This is a genomic window from Enterobacter sp. PL1 (genome assembly GCF_945957325.1).
Classification (GTDB): domain Bacteria; phylum Pseudomonadota; class Gammaproteobacteria; order Enterobacterales; family Enterobacteriaceae; genus Enterobacter; species Enterobacter roggenkampii.
Genome location: NZ_CAMFKT010000029.1, coordinates 24,067 through 45,883, shown reverse-complemented (window position 1 = coordinate 45,883; position 21,817 = coordinate 24,067). Strand labels below are relative to the sequence as shown.

Annotated in this window: 22 protein-coding genes, 2 tRNA genes and 1 pseudogene; 11 read left to right on the top strand and 14 right to left on the bottom strand. The window is 58.4% G+C overall.

Annotated features, from left to right (window positions below; all coding sequences use genetic code 11):
- Both N6P30_RS20770 and N6P30_RS20765 read left to right on the top strand, forming a co-directional pair.
- A partial coding sequence (locus N6P30_RS20770; protein WP_032676868.1) for a transcriptional regulator occupies positions 1-672 on the top strand: 672 nt, incomplete at its 5' end.
- A complete protein-coding gene (locus tag N6P30_RS20765) occupies positions 669-1,145 on the top strand; it encodes a hypothetical protein (RefSeq protein ID WP_008499906.1) in 477 nt (158 codons plus the stop codon). The genes N6P30_RS20770 and N6P30_RS20765, both read left to right, overlap by 4 nt.
- A 56-nt stretch (positions 1,146-1,201) precedes the next feature.
- Here N6P30_RS20765 and yccA read toward each other — a convergent pair whose 3' ends face one another.
- A complete protein-coding gene (yccA, locus tag N6P30_RS20760) occupies positions 1,202-1,861 on the bottom strand; it encodes an FtsH protease modulator YccA (RefSeq protein WP_021240844.1) in 660 nt (219 codons plus the stop codon).
- 270 nt (positions 1,862-2,131) lie between these two features.
- Between yccA and N6P30_RS20755 the strand changes: the two genes are divergently transcribed.
- The 3 genes from N6P30_RS20755 (at position 2,132) to N6P30_RS20745 (ending at position 4,526) form a co-directional block, all read left to right on the top strand.
- Entirely contained in the window at positions 2,132-3,760 is a 1,629-nt protein-coding gene (locus N6P30_RS20755) for an ABC transporter substrate-binding protein (protein ID WP_023292854.1), read from the top strand.
- A gap of 130 nt (positions 3,761-3,890) precedes the next feature.
- Positions 3,891-3,978, top strand: a tRNA-Ser gene (locus tag N6P30_RS20750).
- A gap of 290 nt (positions 3,979-4,268) precedes the next feature.
- Entirely contained in the window at positions 4,269-4,526 is a 258-nt protein-coding gene (locus N6P30_RS20745; protein WP_023292853.1) for a YjhX family toxin, read from the top strand.
- A gap of 101 nt (positions 4,527-4,627) precedes the next feature.
- Here the strand turns inward: N6P30_RS20745 and N6P30_RS20740 are convergent, their stop codons facing one another.
- The 5 genes from N6P30_RS20740 to N6P30_RS20720 all read right to left on the bottom strand — a co-directional run bounded on the left by N6P30_RS20740 (position 4,628) and on the right by N6P30_RS20720 (position 9,669).
- The gene (locus N6P30_RS20740) at positions 4,628-5,464 is read right to left on the bottom strand and encodes an alpha/beta fold hydrolase (protein ID WP_023292852.1); all 837 of its coding nucleotides are present in this window, start codon (positions 5,462-5,464) and stop codon (positions 4,628-4,630) included.
- Positions 5,465-5,619: 155 nt separating this feature from the next.
- Positions 5,620-5,838, bottom strand: coding sequence for an acyl carrier protein (locus tag N6P30_RS20735; protein WP_008499867.1), 219 nt, complete (start codon positions 5,836-5,838; stop codon positions 5,620-5,622).
- Positions 5,839-5,855: 17 nt separating this feature from the next.
- Positions 5,856-7,289 carry an AMP-binding protein gene (locus N6P30_RS20730; protein WP_023292851.1) on the bottom strand — a complete coding sequence of 478 codons (1,434 nt, stop codon included), beginning with the start codon at positions 7,287-7,289 and terminating at the stop codon, positions 5,856-5,858.
- Positions 7,286-8,404: an MBOAT family O-acyltransferase gene (locus N6P30_RS20725; RefSeq protein WP_023292850.1), complete on the bottom strand. Its 1,119-nt coding sequence runs from the start codon at positions 8,402-8,404 to the stop codon at positions 7,286-7,288. Before N6P30_RS20725 ends, N6P30_RS20730 begins: the two co-directional genes overlap by 4 nt.
- Positions 8,405-8,532: 128 nt before the next feature.
- Positions 8,533-9,669, bottom strand: coding sequence for a D-alanyl-lipoteichoic acid biosynthesis protein DltD (locus N6P30_RS20720; RefSeq protein WP_032664142.1), 1,137 nt, complete (start codon positions 9,667-9,669; stop codon positions 8,533-8,535).
- Positions 9,670-9,947: 278 nt separating this feature from the next.
- Here N6P30_RS20720 and N6P30_RS20715 point away from each other — a divergent pair.
- A tRNA-Ser gene (locus tag N6P30_RS20715) sits at positions 9,948-10,035 on the top strand.
- Positions 10,036-10,079: 44 nt separating this feature from the next.
- On the opposite strand, the gene N6P30_RS20710 is transcribed toward N6P30_RS20715, so the two are convergent.
- The 3 genes from N6P30_RS20710 to hpxO are packed head-to-tail and all read right to left on the bottom strand — an operon-like array spanning position 10,080 to position 13,233.
- A complete protein-coding gene (locus tag N6P30_RS20710; RefSeq protein ID WP_023292848.1) occupies positions 10,080-11,015 on the bottom strand; it encodes a PDR/VanB family oxidoreductase in 936 nt (311 codons plus the stop codon).
- Between the two features lie 11 nt (positions 11,016-11,026).
- Positions 11,027-12,061, bottom strand: a complete 1,035-nt coding sequence (hpxD, locus tag N6P30_RS20705) for a molybdenum cofactor-independent xanthine hydroxylase subunit HpxD (RefSeq protein ID WP_023292847.1) — start codon at positions 12,059-12,061, stop codon at positions 11,027-11,029.
- A 17-nt stretch (positions 12,062-12,078) separates the two neighbouring features.
- Positions 12,079-13,233 carry an FAD-dependent urate hydroxylase HpxO gene (gene hpxO / locus N6P30_RS20700; RefSeq protein ID WP_023292846.1) on the bottom strand — a complete coding sequence of 385 codons (1,155 nt, stop codon included), beginning with the start codon at positions 13,231-13,233 and terminating at the stop codon, positions 12,079-12,081.
- A 239-nt stretch (positions 13,234-13,472) separates the two neighbouring features.
- Here hpxO and uraD point away from each other — a divergent pair, with 239 nt between their 5' ends.
- Together uraD and uraH are read left to right on the top strand one after the other, a co-directional pair.
- Entirely contained in the window at positions 13,473-13,973 is a 501-nt protein-coding gene (uraD, locus tag N6P30_RS20695) for a 2-oxo-4-hydroxy-4-carboxy-5-ureidoimidazoline decarboxylase (protein ID WP_023292845.1), read from the top strand.
- Positions 13,970-14,293 (top strand): hydroxyisourate hydrolase, encoded by a 324-nt coding sequence (gene uraH, locus N6P30_RS20690; protein ID WP_008499857.1) that lies wholly within the window; start codon positions 13,970-13,972, stop codon positions 14,291-14,293. The genes uraD and uraH overlap by 4 nt, the downstream gene beginning before the upstream one ends.
- On the opposite strand, the gene guaD is transcribed toward uraH, so the two are convergent.
- Together guaD and N6P30_RS20680 are read right to left on the bottom strand one after the other, a co-directional pair.
- The gene (guaD, locus tag N6P30_RS20685; protein ID WP_023292844.1) at positions 14,273-15,589 is read right to left on the bottom strand and encodes a guanine deaminase; all 1,317 of its coding nucleotides are present in this window, start codon (positions 15,587-15,589) and stop codon (positions 14,273-14,275) included. The two genes, uraH and guaD, sit on opposite strands and share 21 nt — an antisense overlap.
- 102 nt (positions 15,590-15,691) lie before the next feature.
- A complete protein-coding gene (locus tag N6P30_RS20680) occupies positions 15,692-17,188 on the bottom strand; it encodes an NCS1 family nucleobase:cation symporter-1 (RefSeq protein ID WP_008499855.1) in 1,497 nt (498 codons plus the stop codon).
- A gap of 143 nt (positions 17,189-17,331) precedes the next feature.
- On the opposite strand from N6P30_RS20680, the gene N6P30_RS20675 reads away from it, so the two are divergent.
- The 3 genes and pseudogenes from N6P30_RS20675 to puuE all read left to right on the top strand — a co-directional run bounded on the left by N6P30_RS20675 (position 17,332) and on the right by puuE (position 19,736).
- The gene (locus tag N6P30_RS20675) at positions 17,332-18,048 is read left to right on the top strand and encodes a GntR family transcriptional regulator (RefSeq protein WP_023292842.1); all 717 of its coding nucleotides are present in this window, start codon (positions 17,332-17,334) and stop codon (positions 18,046-18,048) included.
- Positions 18,048-18,919, top strand: a pseudogene (hpxA, locus tag N6P30_RS20670) (allantoin racemase). The gene N6P30_RS20675 and the pseudogene hpxA overlap by 1 nt, the downstream one beginning before the upstream one ends.
- Positions 18,804-19,736 (top strand): allantoinase PuuE, encoded by a 933-nt coding sequence (gene puuE / locus N6P30_RS20665; RefSeq protein WP_023292841.1) that lies wholly within the window; start codon positions 18,804-18,806, stop codon positions 19,734-19,736. The pseudogene hpxA and the gene puuE overlap by 116 nt, the downstream one beginning before the upstream one ends.
- Before the next feature lie 115 nt (positions 19,737-19,851).
- Here the strand turns inward: puuE and hpxZ are convergent, their stop codons facing one another.
- The 3 genes from hpxZ to hpxX are packed head-to-tail and all read right to left on the bottom strand — an operon-like array spanning position 19,852 to position 21,817.
- On the bottom strand, positions 19,852-20,238 hold the full coding sequence (gene hpxZ / locus N6P30_RS20660; protein ID WP_023292840.1) for an oxalurate catabolism protein HpxZ: 387 nt from the start codon (positions 20,236-20,238) through the stop codon (positions 19,852-19,854).
- Positions 20,235-21,632: an AtzE family amidohydrolase gene (locus tag N6P30_RS20655; protein ID WP_023292839.1), complete on the bottom strand. Its 1,398-nt coding sequence runs from the start codon at positions 21,630-21,632 to the stop codon at positions 20,235-20,237. The genes hpxZ and N6P30_RS20655 overlap by 4 nt, the downstream gene beginning before the upstream one ends.
- Positions 21,629-21,817 (bottom strand): oxalurate catabolism protein HpxX, encoded by a 189-nt coding sequence (gene hpxX, locus N6P30_RS20650; RefSeq protein ID WP_023292838.1) that lies wholly within the window; start codon positions 21,815-21,817, stop codon positions 21,629-21,631. Before hpxX ends, N6P30_RS20655 begins: the two co-directional genes overlap by 4 nt.

Here is a 21,817-nt window from a genome sequence, read left to right as displayed (position 1 = left end):
TTAACGCTTTCGGCTCCGGCCGTTCGTCTTTTACAGGAGTTTATTCGTCATAAAGGGCGCGACCTGAGCCGGGAGGAGTTGATCACTCGCGTGTGGGAGGAGTTCGGCTTTACGCCGTCGGGAAATAACCTCAATAAGGCGGTAAGTGAATTACGCAAAAGCTTCCACGCCCTGGGCGACAGCCACGACTATATCGTGACCGTGCCCCGGTTTGGATTCCGCTTTGACGCCGACGTTATTTTTAAGCCCGCAGAGAGCGTTACGCCCGAAGTATCTCAGCCGTCCGTTGAGCAGCCGTCAGGATATAAGCGTTTATCCAAAAAGTGGTGGCTGGTTTTAGCGGTATTAACGACGTCAGTCGTGGGGTTTAGCCTGTTTTTTAGCCGACAGCTTGAGATAACCGTACCCGCAACACTCAAACCCGTTAAGGAAAAAATAGCTGGCTGTCGGCTCTGGGTGATCAACGATCATGGCCGACCGCTGGTGTTATCAAAATTGGCCGAGCTGCTGAAGAAAAATAACGTCGCGTGCGAGCGCGAGGAGTACAACATTTATTATTTCAGCGCCCGCTTTTCGCTTGCCGCCGCCGATGAGGTTTTCATCGGCGCCTGCCCGGTGAGTGAAGCCAGCCTGTGTAAAACTATTCGCTATAAAAGCGGGGCGGAAGAATGAAAAACAGACTTCTGTTCGGACTGGGTGGCGCAGTCGTTGGCGGGGCGTTTGCGCTCTTTATCTACACCGGCGGAGCCTATAAGCGCGATGCGCTGGCCTGCAGCACCGAGTTTAATTTTACGCGCAATCAAGGAAAGGCAAATGAAGTGAAGGTCAATGCCGTTGCCCAGTTCTATTTTCATCGTAACGGCACCGGCCTGACCACCTACAAAGGCGCTGCAAAGGCTGAAGGTAAGAGCCTGATCGTTGACAGGGACGTGGATTTTACGTGGGAGCGACGGGACGATGATAAGGTAATTGTCCTGAGCTACACCAAGACCTGGCGTCGACACAATGACAACACCCCTGATGCCCAGTGGGGAAGCTTTGCCAGCCCGACCGCACGCTACTATCTCACGATCTCTGAACTCTCGCCTTCCGTATGGCTGATTCAGGACCGGCGTTACCCCACCTATATTTGCCGGGGTGATTAAGGCATAAAAAAAGGAGAATGCCGGGGGCATTCTCCTTTTTGTTTCAGCAGGTCAGCTTAGTCGCGGCTGGCGAAGCCCAGGATGCTCAGCAGGCTGACGAAGATGTTGTACAGCGAAACATACAGGCTCACGGTGGCGCGGATATAGTTCGTCTCACCGCCGCGAATGATGTTGCTGGTTTCAAACAGGATCGCGCCGGAAGAGATCAGAATAAATACGGCGCTGATCGCCAGGTGCAGAGCAGGCAGCTGCAGGAAGATGTTGGCCACCATACCCACCAGCACCACCACAACACCCGCCATCAGCATGCCGCCGAGGAAGGACATGTCCTTACGCGTGGTCAGCACGTAGGCCGAGCAGCAGAAGAACACCAGCGCGGTGCCGCCCAGCGCCATACCAATCACATCGCCCATTCCGGCGGACAGATACGCGTTCAGGATTGGCCCCAGGATGTAGCCCAGGAAGCCGGTGAAGGCAAACGCGGACAGAATACCGACCGGTTTGTCAGCGGTTTTGTAAGTCAGGAACATCAAACCATACATACCCACCAGGGTCAGGATCAGTCCCGGAGACGGCAGCATCAGCACGGTGCTGGCGGTGGCGGTGATCGCCGAAAACGCCAGCGTCAGGCTGAGCATGAAATAGGTATTGCGCAGCACCTTGTGGGTGCTGAGTAGCGATGTGCGGTCGCGTGAGGAAGTAATTATACGATCCATGAGTCACTCTCTTATGACAGATGTAATTAACGGAAAGAATAGGAAACGGCGCGTCACTCTCAAAGTGGTTTTACCCATCTTTACTCAGCAGGTTAGCGCGGGACCTGGTTGTTTCTTCTGCATAAATACGTTTCACCAGTATGAACAGCGGTTTGACGCGATTAATCAGATCAACCTCTTATAGGTTACTGAAAATTATTGCGTTATTACCATAAGGCCGCTAAGAGTTATTTCCGGATCGTCACAAAAACAGACAATAAGGCGAAGGACATGAAACCACAAACACGCACGCGCTTTACGCTCTCTTTACTTACCGCCGGGATCCTGTGCGCCAGCACGGCGACCTGGGCGGCTAACGTGCCGGCAGGAACCGCGCTGGCCGATAAACAGGAACTGGTCAGGAATAATGGCAGTGAACCGGCTTCGCTCGACCCGCATAAAGTCGAAAGCGACATCGAATTCAATATTATCAGTGATTTATTCGAAGGTCTGGTGAGCGTTTCCCCGTCGGGTGACGTCCAGCCCCGGCTGGCGGAAAAATGGGAGAACAAGGACAACACCGTCTGGACGTTCCATCTGCGTCCGGGCATTACCTGGAGCGACGGCACTGCAATCACCGCGGAAGATGTGGTCTGGAGCTGGCAGCGTCTGGTTGATCCTAAAACCGCTTCACCGTATGCCAGCTATCCGGGCAACATGCATATCGCCAACGCGGCCGATATCGCTCAGGGGAAAAAAGCGCCCGATACGCTGGGCGTGAAAGCCATTAACGACACCACCCTGGAAGTGACGCTCACCCAGCCAAACGCGGCGTTCCTCGCCATGCTGGCGCACCCGTCGCTTGTGCCGGTGGATAAAGTGCTGATTGGCCGTTTCGGCGAAAAGTGGACCAAGCCTGAGCACTTCGTCAGCAGCGGGGCGTATAAGCTGTCGCAGTGGGTGGTCAACGAACGCATCGTGGCGGAGCGCAACCCGCGCTACTGGGATAACGCGCACACCGTGATTAACAAGGTGACCTACCTGCCCATCACGTCCGAGGCCTCGGATGTGAACCGCTATAAAGCGGGCGAAATCGATATTGTCTACACGGTGCCGATTAACCAGTTCGCTCAGCTCAAGAAAACCCTGGGCAGCCAGCTGGATGTCTCTCCGCAGCTGGCGACCTATTACTACGAATTCAATACCACCCGACCGCCTTTCAACGACGCGCGGGTGCGTAAGGCGCTGAACATGGCGCTCGACAAAGACATCATTGCCGGAAAAGTATTGGGGCAGGGGCAGCGCCCGGCGTGGCTCATCAGCCAGCCGGACATCGGCGGCGTTAAGCTCCAGAACCCGGATTACGCCAGCTGGCCGCTGGACAAGCGCATCGCCGAGGCGAAAAAACTGCTGAACGAGGCCGGATATAACGAAAGCCATCCTCTGAGCTTCAACCTGCTCTATAACACTTCTGAATCGCACCAGCGCATCGCGATTGCCGCCAGCTCCATGTGGAAGAAAAACCTCGGCGTGGACGCGAAGCTGCAAAATCAGGAGTGGAAAACCATGCTGGATACCATGCACACCCACAACTTTGACGCGGTGCGTTACGCCTGGATTGCCGACTACGACGACGCGGCGACGTTCCTGAACAACTTCCGCACCGGCGACAGCGAAAACACCAGCCAGTACAGCAATCCGGAATACGACCAGGCGCTGGTGAATGCCGCAAAAGCCAAAACAACGGAAGAGCGGGGTAAGTTCTACCAGCAGGCGGAAGATCTGCTGGGACGCGATGTGCCCGCCATTCCGGTGTATCACTACGTCCGTACGCACCTGGTTAAACCGTGGGTGGGCGGCTTTACGCCGGATAAGCTGGGGTACTATTACACGAAAGACATGTACATCAAGAAACACTAGGCCTGTGCTGATAAAATCGTCGATGTGTTGTCAGTTCAACCGATTAAACACGTTTTGACTATTTTTACAGCGAACGATTGCTGGCACTCTTTACAGCACGCGGTGAGGTGTTTATAGTTCGCCTCACTCAGGAAGTGTGGCCGAGCGGTTGAAGGCACCGGTCTTGAAAACCGGCGACCCGAAAGGGTTCCAGAGTTCGAATCTCTGCGCTTCCGCCAGATATAAACCCCAGGTTACTCGTTGACCTGGGGTTTTTCTTTTGGATTAGCCGATCCGCCTCACATTTTTAAGACCCGGTTATTTCCCTGTAAAACCCCGGCGTTATCATTCACCCCCTAAATACCTTTTCATCGCTTACCGAGGCTTTGATGCTGGAGAATGTTTTCATCAGATAATCAGCTTCCCGCCCTTTTCAGGACGGACTGGTTATCGCTGCGCTTAAACCTTACGCACGCACCTGCGGGTGTGGGCTCGTTTTTACGCATGATGATTACACAGGTTTTCCAGTATGAATTTATCCCGTCAGGAACAACGTACCTTACACGTTCTCGCCAAAGGTGGGCGTATCGTGCACGTCCGCGACAGTTCCGGCCGCGTTACGTCCGTAGAGTGCTATACCCGTGAAGGGCTGATACTGAGCGACTGCACGCTGAACGTCTTCAAAAAACTCCGCGCCAAAAAGCTGATCCGATCCGTGAACGGGCAGCCTTACCGCATCAACACCACCGGGCTGAACAACGTTCGCGCCCAGCTGGATAATCGCTAAGCGGAATAAACAACGCCACCCTCGGGTGGCGTTCATGCATTGAGCGGGATATCGTGGCGTAGGCAGGGTAAGCGCAGCGCCACCCGGCAAGAAAAGCGGCGTTATGAGCGAATAAAGGCCAGTATGTCCGCGTTGATAGTATCCGCATGGGTGGTATGCATCCCGTGCGGGAAGCCCGGATAAATTTTCAGCACGCTGTTCGCCAGCAGCTTGTCCTGGAGAAGGGCGGCATTTTTATACGGCACAACCTGATCGTCATCGCCCTGCAGCACCAGAACGGGAACGGTGATGGTTTTCAAATCTTCCGTCTGGTCGGTCTCTGAAAACGCCTTAATCCCCTCATAGTGGGCTTTGGCGCTTCCAATCATACCCTGTCGCCACCAGTTCTGGATCGTACCCTGCGAAACGTCGGCACCATCGCGATTAAAACCGTAGAAAGGACCGCTGGCAACGTCGAGATAAAACTGGGCGCGGTTAGCCGCCAGCGCTTTGCGGAAGCCGTCGAAGACCTCGATCGGCGTTCCGCCGGGATTCGTCTCCGTTTTGACCATCAGAGGCGGGACGGCGCTGACGAGCACCGCTTTGGCGACGCGCCCCTGCGGCTGGCCGTACTTCGCAACATAGCGGGCGACCTGGCCGCCGCCGGTGGAGTGACCGACGTGCACGGCATTGTGCAGATCAAGGCTTTCAACCACGGCTGACGCATCGGCCGCATAATGATCCATGTCGTGGCCTTCACTCACCTGATCCGATCGTCCATGTCCGCGGCGATCGATAGCGATAACGCGATAGCCTTCTGCCAGGAAGAAGAGCATCTGGTTATCCCAGTCATCGGCACTCAACGGCCAGCCGTGGTGGAAGACAATAGGCTGAGCCTCTTTCGGACCCCAGTCTTTGTAGTAAATGTTGACGCCGTCTTTCGTGGTTACGAATGCCATACCGCAGACTCCTCTGTTAAGAACAACACGACCCCTAAAGTGTAGGAGAAATCCCAAAAGCGGTTGGTTTAATTCCGGTGAAGGATATTCATTTTGCGTCTGGGCTCTGGCGCGATGCGCCAGAGCCTTCAGGACAGGATTAACAGCAGGGGCGTTTAGCGGTTTTCTTCAATATAGCGGGCCAGGTCCGCCGGGGTTTTCAGCACCGTCGCCACGTCTGTCGGCGGGATCATGCAGCCGTAAACGTCCTGCACTTCCAGCACCATATCGACCGCCAGGATGGAGTCGAGAATGTCGGATTCAATCAGCTCATCGTGAAAGCCCACCTTACGGGATAACACTTTTTCGAACAGGGCGAGAATTTCTTGTTCCATAATTTTTCCTGGAGTCATTAATTTGTGCGGGCGTAAGCGTCCAGCAGCTTGCGGTCAATTTTGCCGTTAGGATTCAGCGGCAAAGCGTCTTTTACGATAATTTGTGACGGCACCATGTAGTGGGGGACTACCTTCGAGAGCGAGGTTTTGATGGTATCCGGCGCCAGTTCCGTCACGCAGAACGCGGCAATGCGCAGCACGCTGCCGCAGGGTTTCATCAGTGGCATCACCACCGCTTCGTTAATCCCGGACATCGCCAGCAGGCGGTTTTCAATTTCGTTGATTTCAATACGGTAGCCATTCAGTTTGACCTGGCTGTCGTTGCGTCCCTGGCAGTAGATAAGCCCCGCTTCATAGCCCAGATCGCCGGTCCGGTAGCCGCGAAATGCTTCATTTTCCCGACGGAGTAATTTTTCTGCGTTCTCCTGCGGCAGGCCGAGGTAGCCGCGCATGACGTTTTTACCCCAGATAATCAGCTCGCCCTCGGCGGAAATTTCCATTCTGCTCTCAGGCATCATGACCCCCACCGGCAGCACGGCGCTGTCGCTGTTCATGATCGCATCCGTGATCTCGACCACGGTGGTCGCGATGGTCGCTTCCGTTGGGCCATAGGAGTTAATAATTTTGGCCTGCGGGAAGCGGCGGCGAAGCTGTTTAACCAGCGCTTTATTCAACACTTCACCAATGAAGATAAAGACGTTGAGTTCAGGTAAATACTCGCTGTTGAACTGCGGGGAAAGCAGCTGCTGGTAAGCAAAAGAGGGGGTGGAAACCCAGGCGGAGACGGCGTTGCTTTTCAGTCGCTCCAGCCAGTTCGCTTTCTGAATATCGTCTTTGGCGTTCAGCACGATGTGTCCACCCATCGCCAGATTCGCCAGCAAAGGGATCAGGGAGAGGTCAAAACTGAACACCGCGTGGTTCATCAGGACCGGTTTTTCCGGCAGCGAAAAGTCCTGGCTGACCCATTTCATGAAGTGCCACACGCTTTCACGCCCAATCTGCACCCCTTTAGGCTTGCCGGTGCTGCCGGAGGTAAACATGATGTAGGCCAGATCCTGCTCCTCCAGCACCTTGCCCGGTTCACCCGTGGCGATGAACTGCCGGGTCGCGACGTCGTAATAGTAAGGGGCGCTGGCCAGGTGGCAGATCTCCCGCAGGCGCTCCTGCGGGTAAATGCAGTCCACCGGAATGTACGGAATGTTGTGCAGCAGGCAGCTATAGATCGCCACGGCGAACTCGGCCTGCTGGTGTCCGTACAAGACGACCGGCGTACCGGCAACAGGCTGGCTACGCTGATAGCGCTGCGCCCAGTCCGTCACGGCAGCGGAAAGCTGCAGCCAGCTTAAGGCTTCGTCGCTGCCGCTGATGGCCAGCTGCTGCGGGGAGGCGGGATCGCATAATGCCGCACGCAAGAAATCCTGCAGTTCCTGAAGATCGGAGAGATTTTTCATAGAGGTGACATTCCACTAAAGATGTAAAGGGCGCCCGCGGCGCTTCCCAGCGTCAGAATGCGTCCCAAAAACGCAACAGCCGGATACTGCAACCCGCGGTGTAACGCCGGGCTGCGTTTGGCTGACCACAGCAGCATGTTGTGCGCGACAGAAATGGCGCCAAACAGCGCGCCGCTGATGACGTAATGGCGTTCCAGGCCATTCCATGCCCCCATGCAAAACAGGGTGCAGAAAATACCGATATTTTGCGCCAGCGTTTTGTTCTGACGGAAAAAGTTAAACTTCATCAGGTTCATATAAACGGGCATAAAGACCACATCGCGCAGCCATTCAGACAGGCTGATGTGGAAGCGGCGCCAGAAATCCTGCGGGTTCTTTGCCAGAAGCGGCATATTGAAGTTTGCCGGGATGTTGAGCCCAAACAGGCGGCCCGCACCGATGGCCATATTGCTGTAGCCCGCAAAATCAAAGTAGAGGTAGGCGCTGTAGGCTATCGACATTACCACGCCCACGGTCAGCGTAAACGGCTTATGGCTCCAGGGCTGCACGACCAGCGAATCAACCAGCATGGCAAACAGGAACTTCTGGATAATGCCGGTAATGATTTGCTCCAGCGCCACTAAAAACTGTTCGCGGTTAAGGGCAAAGACGGGCTTGCTGACGTCGTTCATCCATGTCCGCCAGCGGTACATTGGGCCTGCCAGAATAATAAAGGGCATAAACAGATAGCAGAAATAGTGCAGGAAATTCTGCCCTTCTTTTTTACTGCGATAGAGCAGCACGTCCACCGCGCGGAATGTCATAAAAGAGAGGCCGATCATGCCGAGATGATGATTAAGGTGCAATTTCACCAAAAATAAAGGAAGCAGCGTTAACACAATCGCCTGCCAGGTTTTTAACCATCCTTTTTCTTTTAACGTGGCGACAAGGTAAAAACTGAAAAAAACGACCGCGGGAACACGGTAATCACCCTGAAAAATATAGCCCCAGCCTAATGCAGCGAGGACGGATAACGCCGATAAATACGTCAGGCGATGACGTAATAGGCGATTGACCAGCGCAAACGCCAGGGCGGATGAAAACAAACAGACAAAAAACATTCCTGAGCTATACATCATTCGGCCTCAGAACTTTTGATATTCAAAATGCAGTTGCAAACTCATACTGTCATCGACAGAGGTCCACGCGACGATGGTGATCGCCAGCAGGAGATAAAGGAAAAAAAGACGGATCGCGATTTTCATTATTTAAAGCTCTGTGCAATAAAGCGAATCATAGGAACCCAGGCCAGTTCGGAAGGGTGCAGACGATCCCAGTTCCAGCCATTCTGATAAGGCATGGCGTACATATCTAAATACGGGATCTGGTTCTTTTCCAGAATGGTTTTAATTTGCTTATCCACCGGGCGGAAGGTATCGGTGTTGTAAAGCGCCCAGGGGTTAACCGGGTCGACGATAGCAATCACCTGCACGTGGTGTTCTTTAAGCAGCTGGACGGTTTTACTGAAGGCAGCGATTTGCGCAGGCACGACCGGCGTGTCATCCCACTGCTGCCGCGTACCGTCCTCCTCGTAAATCGTTTTGTCCATCCACAGGGTGGCCGCGCTCTGCTGGCGTTTTTTATTTAACTCGCGGGCATTCGCCAGCTCTTTATCCCAGTCAGGGGCAATGTGGGTGGTTGGCTGTGGCGGCCACGGCTGTTCCGTCCGGGGCGTGACGTGAAGCAGCGCCAGCCAGTCGTTTTTTATCAGGGTGCAGACGTTGGCAAACTGGAAACTCACCTCGTCCCATATCAGATCGGGGTGCCAGCCAAAGACACGCATTTGACCAAAGGTTAAATGGCTTATTTCTTTACTCTCAATATGTTTTAAATAATTAACCAATATTGGGCGTGCCTGCGGATCCTTCATCAAAGGAGTAAAAACAGAACCCGGGAAATTATCGGCATAGATAGCGGGAGGCAGGCCTTTTGAGTAAAAGCTGTCAGGTGCCAGCAGCAAAACAACTTTACTGTTTGCGTTAAGGCTATTTTTAAAACGTGAGAACAGTAAAAACTGCGTTTCGTCATCGACAAACGCATCGCCATACGCCACGACGGGTTTGTGCAATTGCTTATTAAAGTAATTATAGACAGCGTAATGTTCATCTTCTGAGGTCGCCACCTCAGACGCACCAATGAAGAATATCGCATTCCCTTCTAAGGCATGAGAAATAGTGGCAATTTTTTCCGCCTGTTCTTTAGGCGTGCCCGCCATTGATTTAATCAGCGGCTGGAAGGTAAGCGGCGGATCGAAGCTCGCCACCAGCGGGTGAATACAAAGAAACAAAATGGCCAGAAACGCCATCAGAAAATGTAAGCAAAGCGTATTTTTGATTTTCATCATCAACCAGTAACACTGCATGGCAGTAATGTCTTAAATCTGCGGAAATTCAGATTTATAACAATTACACAACAAATGGCCGTCTATTTTTGTGGCATTCTATACCAGAGCGATTTAAAAGGATGAGCGTTGCTATGTTACGGTATGTACAAGGTCGCGGAGAGTGAGTGGATATCAGCGTTTGGGTGACTTTTTGCGCAGTCAAACGCCCGTGGGGAAAAATCGAAAAATTCCTGCTTTACAAGGCGCTAATAGATGTTTATAGTGCGCCTCACTTTGGAAGCGTGGCCGAGCGGTTGAAGGCACCGGTCTTGAAAACCGGCGACCCGAAAGGGTTCTAGAGTTCGAATCTCTACGCTTCCGCCAAATTCGAAAACCCTGCGATAGCAATATCGCAGGGTTTTTTCGTTTTACAGCCCAATCACCAGCTCCCCGGAATAGCTTCGCGAACAGCACAGCGCCACCTGCTGGTCCGTTGCGTCTTTTTCCGCCTCCGACTGCACGCTATCCCGGTGATCCACCACACCGTCAATCACCGGCGTCAGGCAGGCGCCGCAGATCCCCATCTCACAGGAAAGCGGGACCGCCACGCCATTTTCCTGCAGCACCTGGGCGATGGTTTTATCCGCAGGCACCGGCCAGCGCTCCCCGGTGGAGGCCAGTTTGACCGTGAAGATCTCCCCGGCTTCACCGCCTGCGGCGGGCGCAACGGGCTGAAACGCCTCGCGGTGAAGATGGGCGTCATCCCATCCCTTTGCCGTGGCGACCTCACGCACTTTTTCCATAAAACCCGCTGGACCACAGACCCAGGCGTGAAGGCCCGATTCGGCCGCGGGGAGATGTGCCGCCAGCGCTGTGCGCGGGCTGGCGGTATGAATGAGGCACTCACCGAGCCGGGAGAGTTCGCGCTCAAACGCCGCGCTTTCCCGGTTTCTGACATAATAATGCAGCGTGAACGGCGTTCCGGTCGCCTTCAGCTGCAGGGCCATCGCATACAGCGGCGTAATGCCAATTCCCGCCGCCAGGAGCAAAACCCGCTCTGCCTGCTGCAGCGGAAACAGGTTGCGTGGAGCCGATATCATCAGCTTCTGCCCGGGACGCAGCGTCTCGTGAACGTAGCGCGACCCGCCGCGCGAGGCGGTTTCACGCCCCACGCAAATAAGATAGCTCTCGTCCCCACATGCTCCGGTCAGGGAATACGGGCGCACCACGCCGCAGGGCAGGTGGACATCAACGTGCGCCCCGGGCTGCCACGGCGGCAGCGCTTCGCCGTTATCAGCCACCAGCCTGACGGCGAGGCTTTTGTCGCCCTCGCGCCACAGCCCGTCAACAATTACGCTCAGCATATTGGCCTCCGTCATACCAGGAAAAACTCGCCAAAGCCCATTTTCTTCAGCCCCCGACGATAGGCAATCGAGCTTTTATCCGCGGGGATATGCGCTTCCAGCGTCAGGTCCAGCGGCAGGTTTTCCGGGCGCTGGGTTTCCACCATCAGGCGATCCTCTTCAAAAATCCGCAGGTTAAAGGCATGCACATCCTCCACCGGAATATGCAGGTCAAAGTTGCGGGCAATAGGGGCGAACATGCGGGTCACGCGCGATGACACCGGCGACGCGGCGTTCATGATCACCAGCCGCGATTCACCCGGAAAATGAATCGTCAGGGTGGCGGTGAACGGCAGGTGCATTTCAAAATGGCGCAACCACTGGAACCCTTCTGGCGCCTGCACGGGGGAACTGGCGGGATAGTTGCTCACGGCGCTCCAGTAATCCGCCACGAAGCCGAACGGCGTCTCCTGTGGCTGATAGGCAGGCACAAGCTGATTATTGGGATCGGCAAAGGTTTCGGTGTGGATCCACGCAAAGTGCGCCACGTCCAGAAAACCCTCTACCTGACGTCCGGCAAAGCCGTTCACCTCAAACGCCGGGCAGTTAATCTGCTGAAATCCGTCGTCATCCCAGTGCGGCATGGTGGGCAGCGGCGCAGGGTTATCCGGATCAAAGGCCAGGCAGGTCCAGATCAGCCCGAACCGCTCTTCGACCGCGTAGTTAATCAGGTTCAGCTTCGCCGGAACGGGCTGGTCGGGGCTGGACGGAATACGGTTGCAGCGACCGTCTTCCCCAAAGCGTAAGCCATGATAGGGGCAGATAATCCCGTGCTCGTCGTGAAAGCCGAGCGTCAGCGGCACGCCGCGGTGCGGGCAAACGTCACGGGCGACCACGACCTGGTCGTTAATGCGGTAAATCACCAGCTGTTCATCCAGCAGCGTCGCTTTGACCGGCGCCGGACCGACGTCGCAGGCGCGCGCGACCGGATGCCAGCATTTCGCCAGACGCAGCCAGTCCTCTGGCTCAAACGTACAGTGGGCGGGTGGGGTCGGTTCTCTTTTCATCGTTGTCCCTCTTGCGTTCAGCCTAACGGGCCGCCCTGAATGGTCTCGCACAGACCGTTGATGATGCGCTCTCCGGTCTCCTCTTTGAGCTCCTGATACCAGGCCTGCGTCAACGCCATATCTTTGCCGTGGGTGACGTCGCAGCGCTTGCGCGCCTTCAGCACCAGGTCGCGTACGCGGTCGCAGCGCAGCGCCTCGTACTGCCGCAGCGCCAGCGTGGTGTTGTGGTTTTCACGCAGGCATTCCCCCAGCACCACGGCATCTTCCATCGCCGCGCAGCCGCCCTGGCCGATATCCGGCGTGGTGCTGTGCCCGGCATCGCCCAGCAGCGCGACGTTGCCGCGCACCAGGTTGTCGAACGGCTCAATGTCGTGGATTTCAATCCGATTGGTCGTTTCAGGATCCAGCGCCGCGATAAGCTTCTGCACCGGCGGCGCCCAGCCGCGGAAGTAGCCCGTGAGATCGGCGCGCAGGGTGGTGCGATCCTCCGCCAGGCCTGCGGGCAGCGGCACGTCAAAAAAGAAATAGAAGCGTCCGCCGGAGACGGGCATCAGCGACACGCGTTTGCCTTCGCCAACGAAGGTGGTCCACTGGTGCGCCGGGGCGATCTCTTCGTCAATCTTCACCAGCCCGTTCCAGTTCACATAGCCCGCGTAGCGGCGCTCCGGGGTGTATCCCAGCACGTACGGGCGAACCGCCGAGTGGCTGCCGTCGGCGGCAATCAGGAAATCCCCGGCGGCGGTGGTGCCATCGGTGAAGGTCACGCTCACGCCCGCGTCGTCTTCATGGACGCCTTCGACGCGCTTGCCGAACTGCACCTTGTCGCGACCCCAGAAGTCCAGCATTTCGCGCTGAAGCTCAGCGCGCGAGACGGGGCAGGGGCGTCCGCCGGTACGCTCAACCAGCGGGGCAAGGCTAAAGCGGGTCAGGGTATCGCCGCGCCGGTAATCCTTGTAGGCCATAAAACGCATCGGCCCGCCCCAGGTCTCGATGATGTCGCCCATGCCGAGGTGCTGCATGCATTTCACGCCGTTAGGCCAGATGGAGATGGCCGCCCCGACGGGCCTGATCTCCTTTACGGCTTCAAACACGGTACAGTCGATGCCCGCTTTCTTCAGCGCGACGGCGGCGCTCAGGCCGCCAATACCCGCGCCAATAACGATTGCTTTCATGCTTCTCTCCTTTTGCAGGGTGTAAAGACAGTCAGCAATTTGCGTACCAGGCTGCAGCATGGCGAAAACGGCGTTGTAAGGGAGACGTTTGCACTGCTAAGGTGCGTAAACGCGGTGAGCGTGCCTTTTTATGAATCAAAAATTTCCTGGTCGACTTTGTGGAATCGACTGTTTCACGCCTGTGCTCAGGGTGGCGTGGTTTGTGCAATAGCCAGGAGAAGGACAATAAAGGAGACACTATGATCGCACTGCACGACTTCAATCATCTTCCCCATGAACAGGCGTTAGCGCTGATTCACCCCTGCGTGGCGCTTCCCTGCTGGGCCGATGCGCTGGTTCACGGGCGGCCTTACGCCAGCCGGGACGAATTGTTCAGTACGGCGAAATCGCTGATGCAAAACTGGGACGAAGCGGCGCTGGCGCAAGCCCTGAGCGCCCATCCGCGCATCGGGGAAAAGCCAGCGGGTACAGCGGCGGAGGCGGCGCTGTCGCGCCAGGAGCAGGGGGCGGTGAATGACCGCGATGATGCTCTTGCCCGGGCGATGCGTGAAGGCAACGCCCGCTACGAAGCCCGCTTTGGACGTGTCTTTCTGATCCGCGCGAAGGGCCGCAGCGGCGAGGAGATATTACAGGCCCTGCACGCGCGGCTGGAGAACAGCGACGCGCAGGAAATCCGTGCCGCGCTGGAACAGCTGCGGGAAATTACGCTGCTGCGTCTGGAAGGAGTCATTCACGAATGAGCACACTCAGCACCCATATTCTCGATATTTCGACGGGCAAGCCCGCGGAGGGCGTGACGGTTCATCTGCAACAGGACGGGAAGACGCTGGCCACGGGCGTGACCAACGCCCAGGGGCGCATCGCCGCGTTCGTTCCCTCTCTGCCCGCGGGCCGCTATCGGCTGGTGGCGGAGATCGGGGCGTGGTTTAGCGATACTGGCCGGAAGACGATCTATCCCTGCGCGCACATTGAGTTTGTCACGGGAGAAACGGCAGACGAACACTTCCATCTGCCGTTTGTGATTGCCCCCGGCGGATGGTCAACCTACCGGGGCAGTTGACCACACCCGCTCGCCGTTGACCCAGGTCTCGCTGATGTTGCGCTCGTCGCCGAGGGTTATCAGCACGAAAAGCTGCTCGTAGATATCCTGACAGCGCCGATTGCGCAGGCGCTGCAGCGGCGTGACGTTGGGGTCGATAACCACGAAATCCGCCTCTTTGCCTGCCGCGAAGTTGCCAATCTTGTCATCCAGCCGGAGGGCGTGCGCGCCGCCCAGCGTGGCGTGATAAAACGCCTCGCTGGCGCGCAGGCGATAGCTCTGAAGCTGGCCGACCTTGTAGGCCTCTCCCAGGGTGCGCAGCATGCTGAAGGTGGTGCCCGCGCCGACGTCGGTGCCGATGCCCATCCGCACCCTGTGCTGCCAGCAGGCGGGCAGGCGAAACAGCCCGCTGCCGAGAAACAGGTTTGAGGTGGGGCAAAACGCCACCGCCGAGCCGGTGTCATGCAGGCACTGCCACTCGCTGTGGTGCAGATGGATCGCGTGGGCAAACACGCTGCGCTCGCCGGTCAGGCCGTAGTGGTGATACACGTCCAGATAGCGCTCATGCTCCGGCCAGAGATCGCTCACCCAGGCCACTTCGTTGGGGTTTTCGCTCAGGTGGGTCTGCAGCCAGGTATCCGGGAACTCCTCTCTGAGCAGGCTGACCGCCGCAAGCAGCTCGGGTGATGAGGTCGGGGCAAAGCGCGGCGTTATCGCATAGCCCAGCCGCCCACGGTGATGCCAGCGCTGGATCAGCGCCCGCGTCTGCCGGTAGCTCTGCTTCGCGTCTTCGCTCAGGTAGTCCGGCGCGTGCCTGTCCATCATCACCTTGCCGGCGATAAGGCGCATGTTCAGGCGCAGGGCCTCGGTAAACAGCGCCTCAACCGATTCCGGATGCAGCGTGCAAAACACCAGCGCGGTGGTGGTGCCGTTGCTCACCAGCTGCTGTATGAAAAATTCGGCGATCTCTTTCGCGTAGGCCTCATCGGCAAACTGGCTCTCCACCGGGAAGGTGTAGGTGGTCAGCCACTCCAGCAGCTGTTCGCCAAAGGCGCCGATCATCTCCGTTTGCGGATAATGGACGTGGGTGTCGACAAAGCCGGGCAGCAGCAGCCTGCCGCGCAGGTCGGTATAGCCTTTGTGCGGATCAAGATACTGCTCGCCCTCCTGCCACGGCATGTGCGCCAGAATTTTTCCGTTCTGTATAAACAGCAGGCCGTCCTCAAGGTAGCGCGCGTGCCGGGCAATGGCGTCTGCGCTGTCGCAGACCCGGGCAATATCAAAAAATGCACCGCGTATCGCAGTCTGGTATTCCATCATGGTTCCTGCCTTCGTGTGTGCGTAGCGGGGTGGGAAAGCTCAGCAAGAACGGTGCCAGAATGAACGGGCCGCAGATACGCTGCGGCCAGAGAGGAGGGGTTACTCTTTTTGCGTCGCCACGCGGGAGCCAAACGACGTCGCGCCTGCCGTCTCGCGCTCTTCCCGCGCCAGCCAGCGGTAGGTCACGCCGCCGAGGAAGACGCCGATAAACCAGCTGAAGTTTGCCACCTCATGCAGGGCCGGGATAAAGCTGATGACCAGGCCCACGGCAACGGACGGGATCAGGGCGCCAATGGCTTTCGGGTTAAAGCCGTTGCGGTACCAGTATTTGCCCTTTGGCGTGTCGTCGAACAGATCGTCAACCGACACCTTGCCGCGCTTAATCAGGTAGAAATCGGCAATCAGGATGCCGAACAGCGGGCCGATAAACGCCCCGAGCACGTCCAGGGTGTAGTGGATAAGCTCCGGCGAGTTGAACAGGTTCCACGGGGTGAGCAGGATCGAACCGACGGCGGCGATCATGCCCCCGGTGCGGAAGCTGATTTTCTGCGGCGAGCAGTTAGAGAAATCAAACGCCGGTGAGACGAAGTTCGCCACGATGTTGATCCCGATGGTGGCGGTGATCATCGTCAGCAGGCCAATCGCCACGGCCAGATCGTTACCCACGCGGCTGACGGTTTCGATCGGATCGGTGATCATGCGGCCAAACAGCGACTGGGTGCCGGAGACAATGACCACGGTGACGATGGAGAACAGCAGGAAGTTAAACGGCAGCCCCCAGCGGTTGCCGCGGCGGATCTCACCCATGCTTTTGCCGTAGCGGGAGAAGTCGCCAAAGTTGAGCAGCGGGCCGGAGAAGTAGGAGACCACCAGCGCCGTGGCGGTGATCATCTGCCAGGTCTGCTCGCCCGCGCTCAGGGATTTGCTGGCGAGGGTAAAGGAGATCCCGTCAAAACCGGTCTTGTATACAATCCAGCCGGCGAGGGCCAGCATCACCACATAGACCGCCGGACCGGCGATATCAATAAAGCGCTTGATGGCGCTCATGCCGTGCCAGAAGACCATCGCCTGCAGGACCCACATAATGGCAAAGCAGATCCAGCCCAGATGCGACAGGCCCAGGAATGCGCCGGTAGTGAGTGAAGAGAGCGATGGCCAGAACTTCAGCGCCACCAGCATCAGGGCGTTGGCGGCGAGATAGGTCTGAATCCCGTACCACGCGAAGGCAATCAGCCCGCGGATCACCGCCGGAATATTGGCCCCGAACACGCCGAACGCCTGACGACTGATCACCGCATAGGGCACGCCCGCCATCTGGCTCGGTTTGGCCACCAGGTTGGCGCACAGCTGCACGATGCAAATCCCCACCAGCAGGCAGAGCAGCACCTGCCAGCTTGCCAGCCCGAGCGTAAAGAAGCTCGCGGCGACCACATAACCCCCCATGCTGTGAACGTCCGACATCCAGAACGAAAAGATGTTGTACCAGCTCCAGTTCTGGTCACGCGTCGGTGCCAGATCCTCATTGCAAAGACGTGGGCTGTAAACCGCACCGGAATCAGCGGCCGTACCCTGCTGCGCGTTTTGACTGTTTGGCATGAAACCTGCTCCTGTGAATGAAAACCCGTTGAGTGGGAGTGCAAACGGTGTTGCAGGATCCAGGCCAAAATAATAAATCTTGTATGCAATATTTTATTTTTATGTATACGATTCGATAACGGAAAGTAAATTCGGAGTGGTGAATGAACAACATAAACGCCCTGCAGACCGCGTCAGACCTGCATGACAAAGACGAAACCATCTTCCAGGCATTGATGACCGCGATTGTCGAACACCAGCTGCTGCCGGGGAGCAAATTGCCGGAAGAGGCGCTGGCAGAGGTATTTGGCGTGAGCCGCACGGGCATCCGCAAGGTGCTTCAACGACTCGCCGCTGTGCAAATGGTCACCCTGACGCCCAAGCGTGGTGCACACGTCGCCAGCCCGACGGTGGAAGAGGCGCGGCACATCTTCCGCACCCGCGCGCTGCTGGAGGTCGCTAACCTGCCGGACGTGCTGGCGCACTGTCAGCCGCCGCACCTTGCCGCGCTGGAGGCCATTATTCGCCAGGAGCAGCAGGCGCACGAGGCCTATGACGGTCCGGCGGCAATTCGCCACTCCGCCAATTTCCACATTCAGCTGCAGGCTATCTCCGGCAACCAGGTGCTCACGGAGATGGTGACCGGCCTGAGCCAGCGTTCTTCGCTGGTGATCGCCACCTGGGGCGCGCCGTGGCGTCAGGGATGCCGCTGCAACGATCACGAACAGCTGGTGGATCTGCTGCGCCAGAAGGCGCTTGAGCCACTAAGCGATGCCCTCATGGACCATTTTGAACATATCGTCGCCAGCCTCTGCTTCGAGCGGGCGGGCGAGTGCCTGCCTGATTTTGCCCGGCTGTTTGCCGGCCACAAGGAGTCGTAATGTCTGTCTGTATACAAGTGATCAACCCCAACACCAGCCTCGCCATGACGGAAACCATCGGCGCGGCGGCCCGCGCGGTGGCGGCGCCGGGGACGGAGATCCTCGCGGTCTGTCCGAGCGCGGGCGTGCCGTCTATAGAAGGCCACTTCGATGAGGCCATCGCCGCCGTCGGTGTCCTGGAACAGATCAAAAAAGGCAGGGAGCAGGGCGTGGATGGTCACGTCATCGCCTGCTTTGGCGATCCGGGCCTGCTGGCGGCGCGCGAGCTGGCGCAGGGGCCGGTAGTCGGCATTGCGGAAGCCGCCATGCATATGGCGACGCTGGTGGCGACGCGCTTTTCGGTGGTTACCACGCTGCCGCGCACGCTGATCATTGCCCGTCATCTGCTGCACCAGTATGGCTTTCAGGACCACTGCGCGGCGCTGCACGCTATCGATCTCCCGGTGCTGGCGCTGGAAGACGGCAGCGGTCTGGCGCAGGAGAAAGTGCGCGCGCGCTGTATACAGGCGCTGCAAGAGGATGGCTGCGGCGCCATCGTGCTGGGCTGCGGCGGCATGGCGACCCTGGCGCAGGAGCTGACCCGCGAACTGCGCGTGCCGGTGATCGACGGCGTCAGCGCGGCGGTGAAGATGGTGGAATCGCTGGTGGCGCTGGGGCTGTCGACCAGCAAGCACGGGGACCTGGCGTTCCCGGAGAACAAAGCGTTAAGCGGGCATTTTCAGGCATTGAATCCATTTTAATTTTTGGGGGTGGCAATGGGGCTTTTCGAACAGGATTATCCGCGGGATCTGCGCGGCTACGCGGGCAACCCGCCGCACGCGCGGTGGCCGAATCAGGCACGCATCGCCGTGCAGTTTGTGCTCAACTATGAGGAAGGGGCGGAAAACCACGTTCTGCACGGCGATGCCGGATCCGAGCAGTTCCTGTCGGACATCATCGGCGCGGCCAGCTACCCGGACAAACACATGTCGATGGACTCCCTCTACGAATACGGCAGCCGCGCCGGGTTCTGGCGGATCCACAATGAATTTCAGAAACGCGGCCTGCCGCTGACGGTCTTTGGCGTGGCGATGGCGCTGGCGCGTCACCCGGAGATTGTTGAGGCGATCAAAGCCGCGGATTACGACGTGGTCAGCCACGGCTGGCGCTGGATCCACTATCAGAATATGGACATCAGCCAGGAGCGCGAACACCTGCACAAGGCGGTGCACGTTCTGACCGACCTGTTCGGCAAGCCGCCAACCGGCTGGTACACCGGGCGCGACAGCCCCAACACGCGCCAGCTGGTGGTGGAGCATGGCGGCTTCGACTACGACAGCGACTACTACGGCGACGACTTACCCTTCTGGACGGAAGTGGCCTGCAGCGACGGCACCCGCAAACCGCACCTGATTGTGCCCTATACGCTGGATGCGAACGACATGCGCTTTGCCACCGCGCAGGGGTTTAATACCGCCGAGCAGTTTTATACCTATCTGAAGGACAGTTTTGACGTGCTGTACGAAGAGGGAGAAAGCGCGCCGAAGATGATGTCCATCGGCATGCACTGTCGCCTGCTCGGGCGACCGGGGCGTTTTCGCGCGCTGCAGCGGTTCCTGGATTATGTGCAGCAGCACGAGCGGGTGTGGGTCTGTACCCGCCAGCAGATTGCCGACCACTGGCGGGAGGTGCATCCGTTTCAGAAATAACTGAGCCGTGTTTAGCCGGGTGGCGGCTGCGCCTTACCCGGCCTACAGGACCCGCAGAGCATACGGGACATCGTAGGCCCGGTAAGCGCAGCGCCACCGGGCAGGTTTTTCAGCGTTACACCATCAAACTCACCTGCGCCGCCACGATGCGCCACCCGTAGGCAAACCGCACCCACGTCTGCTGCTGGCGGCCAATGCGTTCTGTATTCTCGCGGGTAAACTCGGTGCTGCACACGGCATAATCCTCCCCGAAGGTGGTGATGACGGTGTGGCGCAACGTCCGCTGCAGCCCGGCGGCGGCGCGCGCCGCACGAAAAGCGCGGATTTCATCAATCCCGTAAAGGTTTTCACCGGCCCCCAGCCGCACCGTGTTTTTGTCGTGCCAGAACAGCTCGTCCAGCACCGCAACGTTGTTGCTCACCAGCGCGTCCTCATAGCGGTAAAACGCGGCCGTCACCTCGGCAACCACCCACGGGAGGTTAATGTCATCGTGATTCATCATGCTGCTATCTCCGCCGGGCGGGCATCGGTGATGCCGCTCTCTTCCAGAACCCGCGCGACGCGCAGGCAGGCCTGCTCGTTAAACGGCGCGGCAATCAGCTGCAGGCCAATGGGCGCGCCCTGCGCGGTGCGCAGCGGAACGGTGGTCACGGGCAGGCCTAAAAACGAAATCGGCTGGGTCAGCATCCCCATGCTGGCGCGGATGGGAAGCGGCTGACCGTTAATCACCATGGTTTGCTCGCCGATCCGCGTGGCGCTGCGCGGCGTTGCCGGGGCAATCAGCACGTCGGCCCGTGCAAACAGCGCGTGAAACGCCTGCCGTGCCTGCGCGCGAAACCGCTGGGCCTGAATGTACCAGGCAGAGGGGATCATCGCCCCGGCCAGCAGGCGTTCGCGGGAGTGCGGCTCAAAACGCTCGGGCTCCCGGCGAAGCGCGGGCAGGTACTGATTTCCCCCTTCGGAGGCGCTGATGATAAACGCCGCGGAACGCGCCAGATCGGCGTCAGGAAACTGAAGCTCATCCTGCACGTCGAGCGCCTTCGCCACCCGCGCCACGGCGTCTCTGGCGTCCGCGTCGCACCAGGTGGTGAAGTAGCCGCCGAGCACCGCGCAGCGCAGGCCGTCAAGCCCGCGGTCAAGCAGGGGGCGCGTCTGTTCCCGCGAGCTCTCTGCCTGAAAACCGTCGCTGGTGTCCCGGCCCTGCAGCGCGTCGTACACGGACGCCAGGTCGCATACGCGGCGCGCAAAGGGCCCGATATGATCCAGGCTCGCGACAAACGGATGGCTGCCGGATCGCGACAGGCGGCCAAAGGTGGGCTTCAGGCCGTAGATGCCGCACAGGGAGGCCGGAACGCGAATTGAGCCGTTGGTGTCGGTGCCGAGCGAAAAGTGCACCAGCCCGGCGGCAACCGCGGCGGCTGAACCGCCGGACGACCCGCCCGCAATACGCGTCAGATCGTGCGGGTTACGCGTCGCGCCGTAGTGGCTGTTCTCGGTGGTAAAGCCGTAGGCGTAGGCGTCCATATTGACCATCCCGGTCAGCAGCCCGCCCGCGCTGCGCAGCTGGCGCACGGCGAAGCTGTCGGCGGCCGCGGCTGGGCGCTGGCTGAACAGCTCTGCCCCCGCGAGGGTGGTGTGACCGGCAACGTCGAACAGATTTTTTACCGCGTAGGGCACGCCCGCCAGCGGCGGCAGGGGGCGCTTTTCCCGTCGCAGGGTATCGATATTGTCGGCCTCGGCGAGCATGCGTGCTTCCGTCACGGCGGTCCAGGCGCCGATCTGCGGGTTAACGCGCGCAATCCCCTCCAGCGTCTGGCGGGCAATCTCGCGAGCGCTCAGCTCGCCCGCGCTCAGCGCCTGCTGAATAGCGCTGATACTCATCTCGTGTAGCGTCATGCTTTATACACTCCTGCAATCTCCAGACGGTCGTCGAGCGGCAGCGCCATCAGCGGGGCGGCCATGCTGGCAATGCGGCCGAACTGCAGCTGCAGCTCGGCGCGGCGGGCGTCATCCAGCGTCACGCCGAGTACGGTTTCCATCTGCGCCAGGTACGCCTGCCAGTCGGGTTGGTGTGTCGTCAT

Excerpts from the sequence above, each read along its gene's own strand:
- N6P30_RS20655 (WP_023292839.1), bottom strand. The coding sequence starts at position 21,632 with ATGACGCTACACGAGATGAGTATCAGCGCTATTCAGCAGGCGCTGAGC.
- N6P30_RS20710 (WP_023292848.1), bottom strand. The coding sequence starts at position 11,015 with ATGCTGAGCGTAATTGTTGACGGGCTGTGGCGCGAGGGCGACAAAAGC.
- N6P30_RS20680 (WP_008499855.1), bottom strand. The coding sequence starts at position 17,188 with ATGCCAAACAGTCAAAACGCGCAGCAGGGTACGGCCGCTGATTCCGGT.
- yccA (WP_021240844.1), bottom strand. The coding sequence starts at position 1,861 with ATGGATCGTATAATTACTTCCTCACGCGACCGCACATCGCTACTCAGC.
- N6P30_RS20765 (WP_008499906.1), top strand. The coding sequence starts at position 669 with ATGAAAAACAGACTTCTGTTCGGACTGGGTGGCGCAGTCGTTGGCGGG.
- puuE (WP_023292841.1), top strand. The coding sequence starts at position 18,804 with ATGGGGCTTTTCGAACAGGATTATCCGCGGGATCTGCGCGGCTACGCG.
- hpxX (WP_023292838.1), bottom strand. The coding sequence starts at position 21,817 with ATGACGACACACCAACCCGACTGGCAGGCGTACCTGGCGCAGATGGAA.
- N6P30_RS20675 (WP_023292842.1), top strand. The coding sequence starts at position 17,332 with ATGAACAACATAAACGCCCTGCAGACCGCGTCAGACCTGCATGACAAA.
- N6P30_RS20725 (WP_023292850.1), bottom strand. The coding sequence starts at position 8,404 with ATGTATAGCTCAGGAATGTTTTTTGTCTGTTTGTTTTCATCCGCCCTG.
- N6P30_RS20720 (WP_032664142.1), bottom strand. The coding sequence starts at position 9,669 with ATGAAAATCAAAAATACGCTTTGCTTACATTTTCTGATGGCGTTTCTG.
- guaD (WP_023292844.1), bottom strand. The coding sequence starts at position 15,589 with ATGGAATACCAGACTGCGATACGCGGTGCATTTTTTGATATTGCCCGG.
- N6P30_RS20755 (WP_023292854.1), top strand. The coding sequence starts at position 2,132 with ATGAAACCACAAACACGCACGCGCTTTACGCTCTCTTTACTTACCGCC.
- N6P30_RS20740 (WP_023292852.1), bottom strand. The coding sequence starts at position 5,464 with ATGGCATTCGTAACCACGAAAGACGGCGTCAACATTTACTACAAAGAC.
- N6P30_RS20745 (WP_023292853.1), top strand. The coding sequence starts at position 4,269 with ATGAATTTATCCCGTCAGGAACAACGTACCTTACACGTTCTCGCCAAA.
- N6P30_RS20730 (WP_023292851.1), bottom strand. The coding sequence starts at position 7,289 with ATGAAAAATCTCTCCGATCTTCAGGAACTGCAGGATTTCTTGCGTGCG.
- uraH (WP_008499857.1), top strand. The coding sequence starts at position 13,970 with ATGAGCACACTCAGCACCCATATTCTCGATATTTCGACGGGCAAGCCC.
- hpxO (WP_023292846.1), bottom strand. The coding sequence starts at position 13,233 with ATGAAAGCAATCGTTATTGGCGCGGGTATTGGCGGCCTGAGCGCCGCC.
- uraD (WP_023292845.1), top strand. The coding sequence starts at position 13,473 with ATGATCGCACTGCACGACTTCAATCATCTTCCCCATGAACAGGCGTTA.
- hpxZ (WP_023292840.1), bottom strand. The coding sequence starts at position 20,238 with ATGATGAATCACGATGACATTAACCTCCCGTGGGTGGTTGCCGAGGTG.
- N6P30_RS20735 (WP_008499867.1), bottom strand. The coding sequence starts at position 5,838 with ATGGAACAAGAAATTCTCGCCCTGTTCGAAAAAGTGTTATCCCGTAAG.
- hpxD (WP_023292847.1), bottom strand. The coding sequence starts at position 12,061 with ATGAAAAGAGAACCGACCCCACCCGCCCACTGTACGTTTGAGCCAGAG.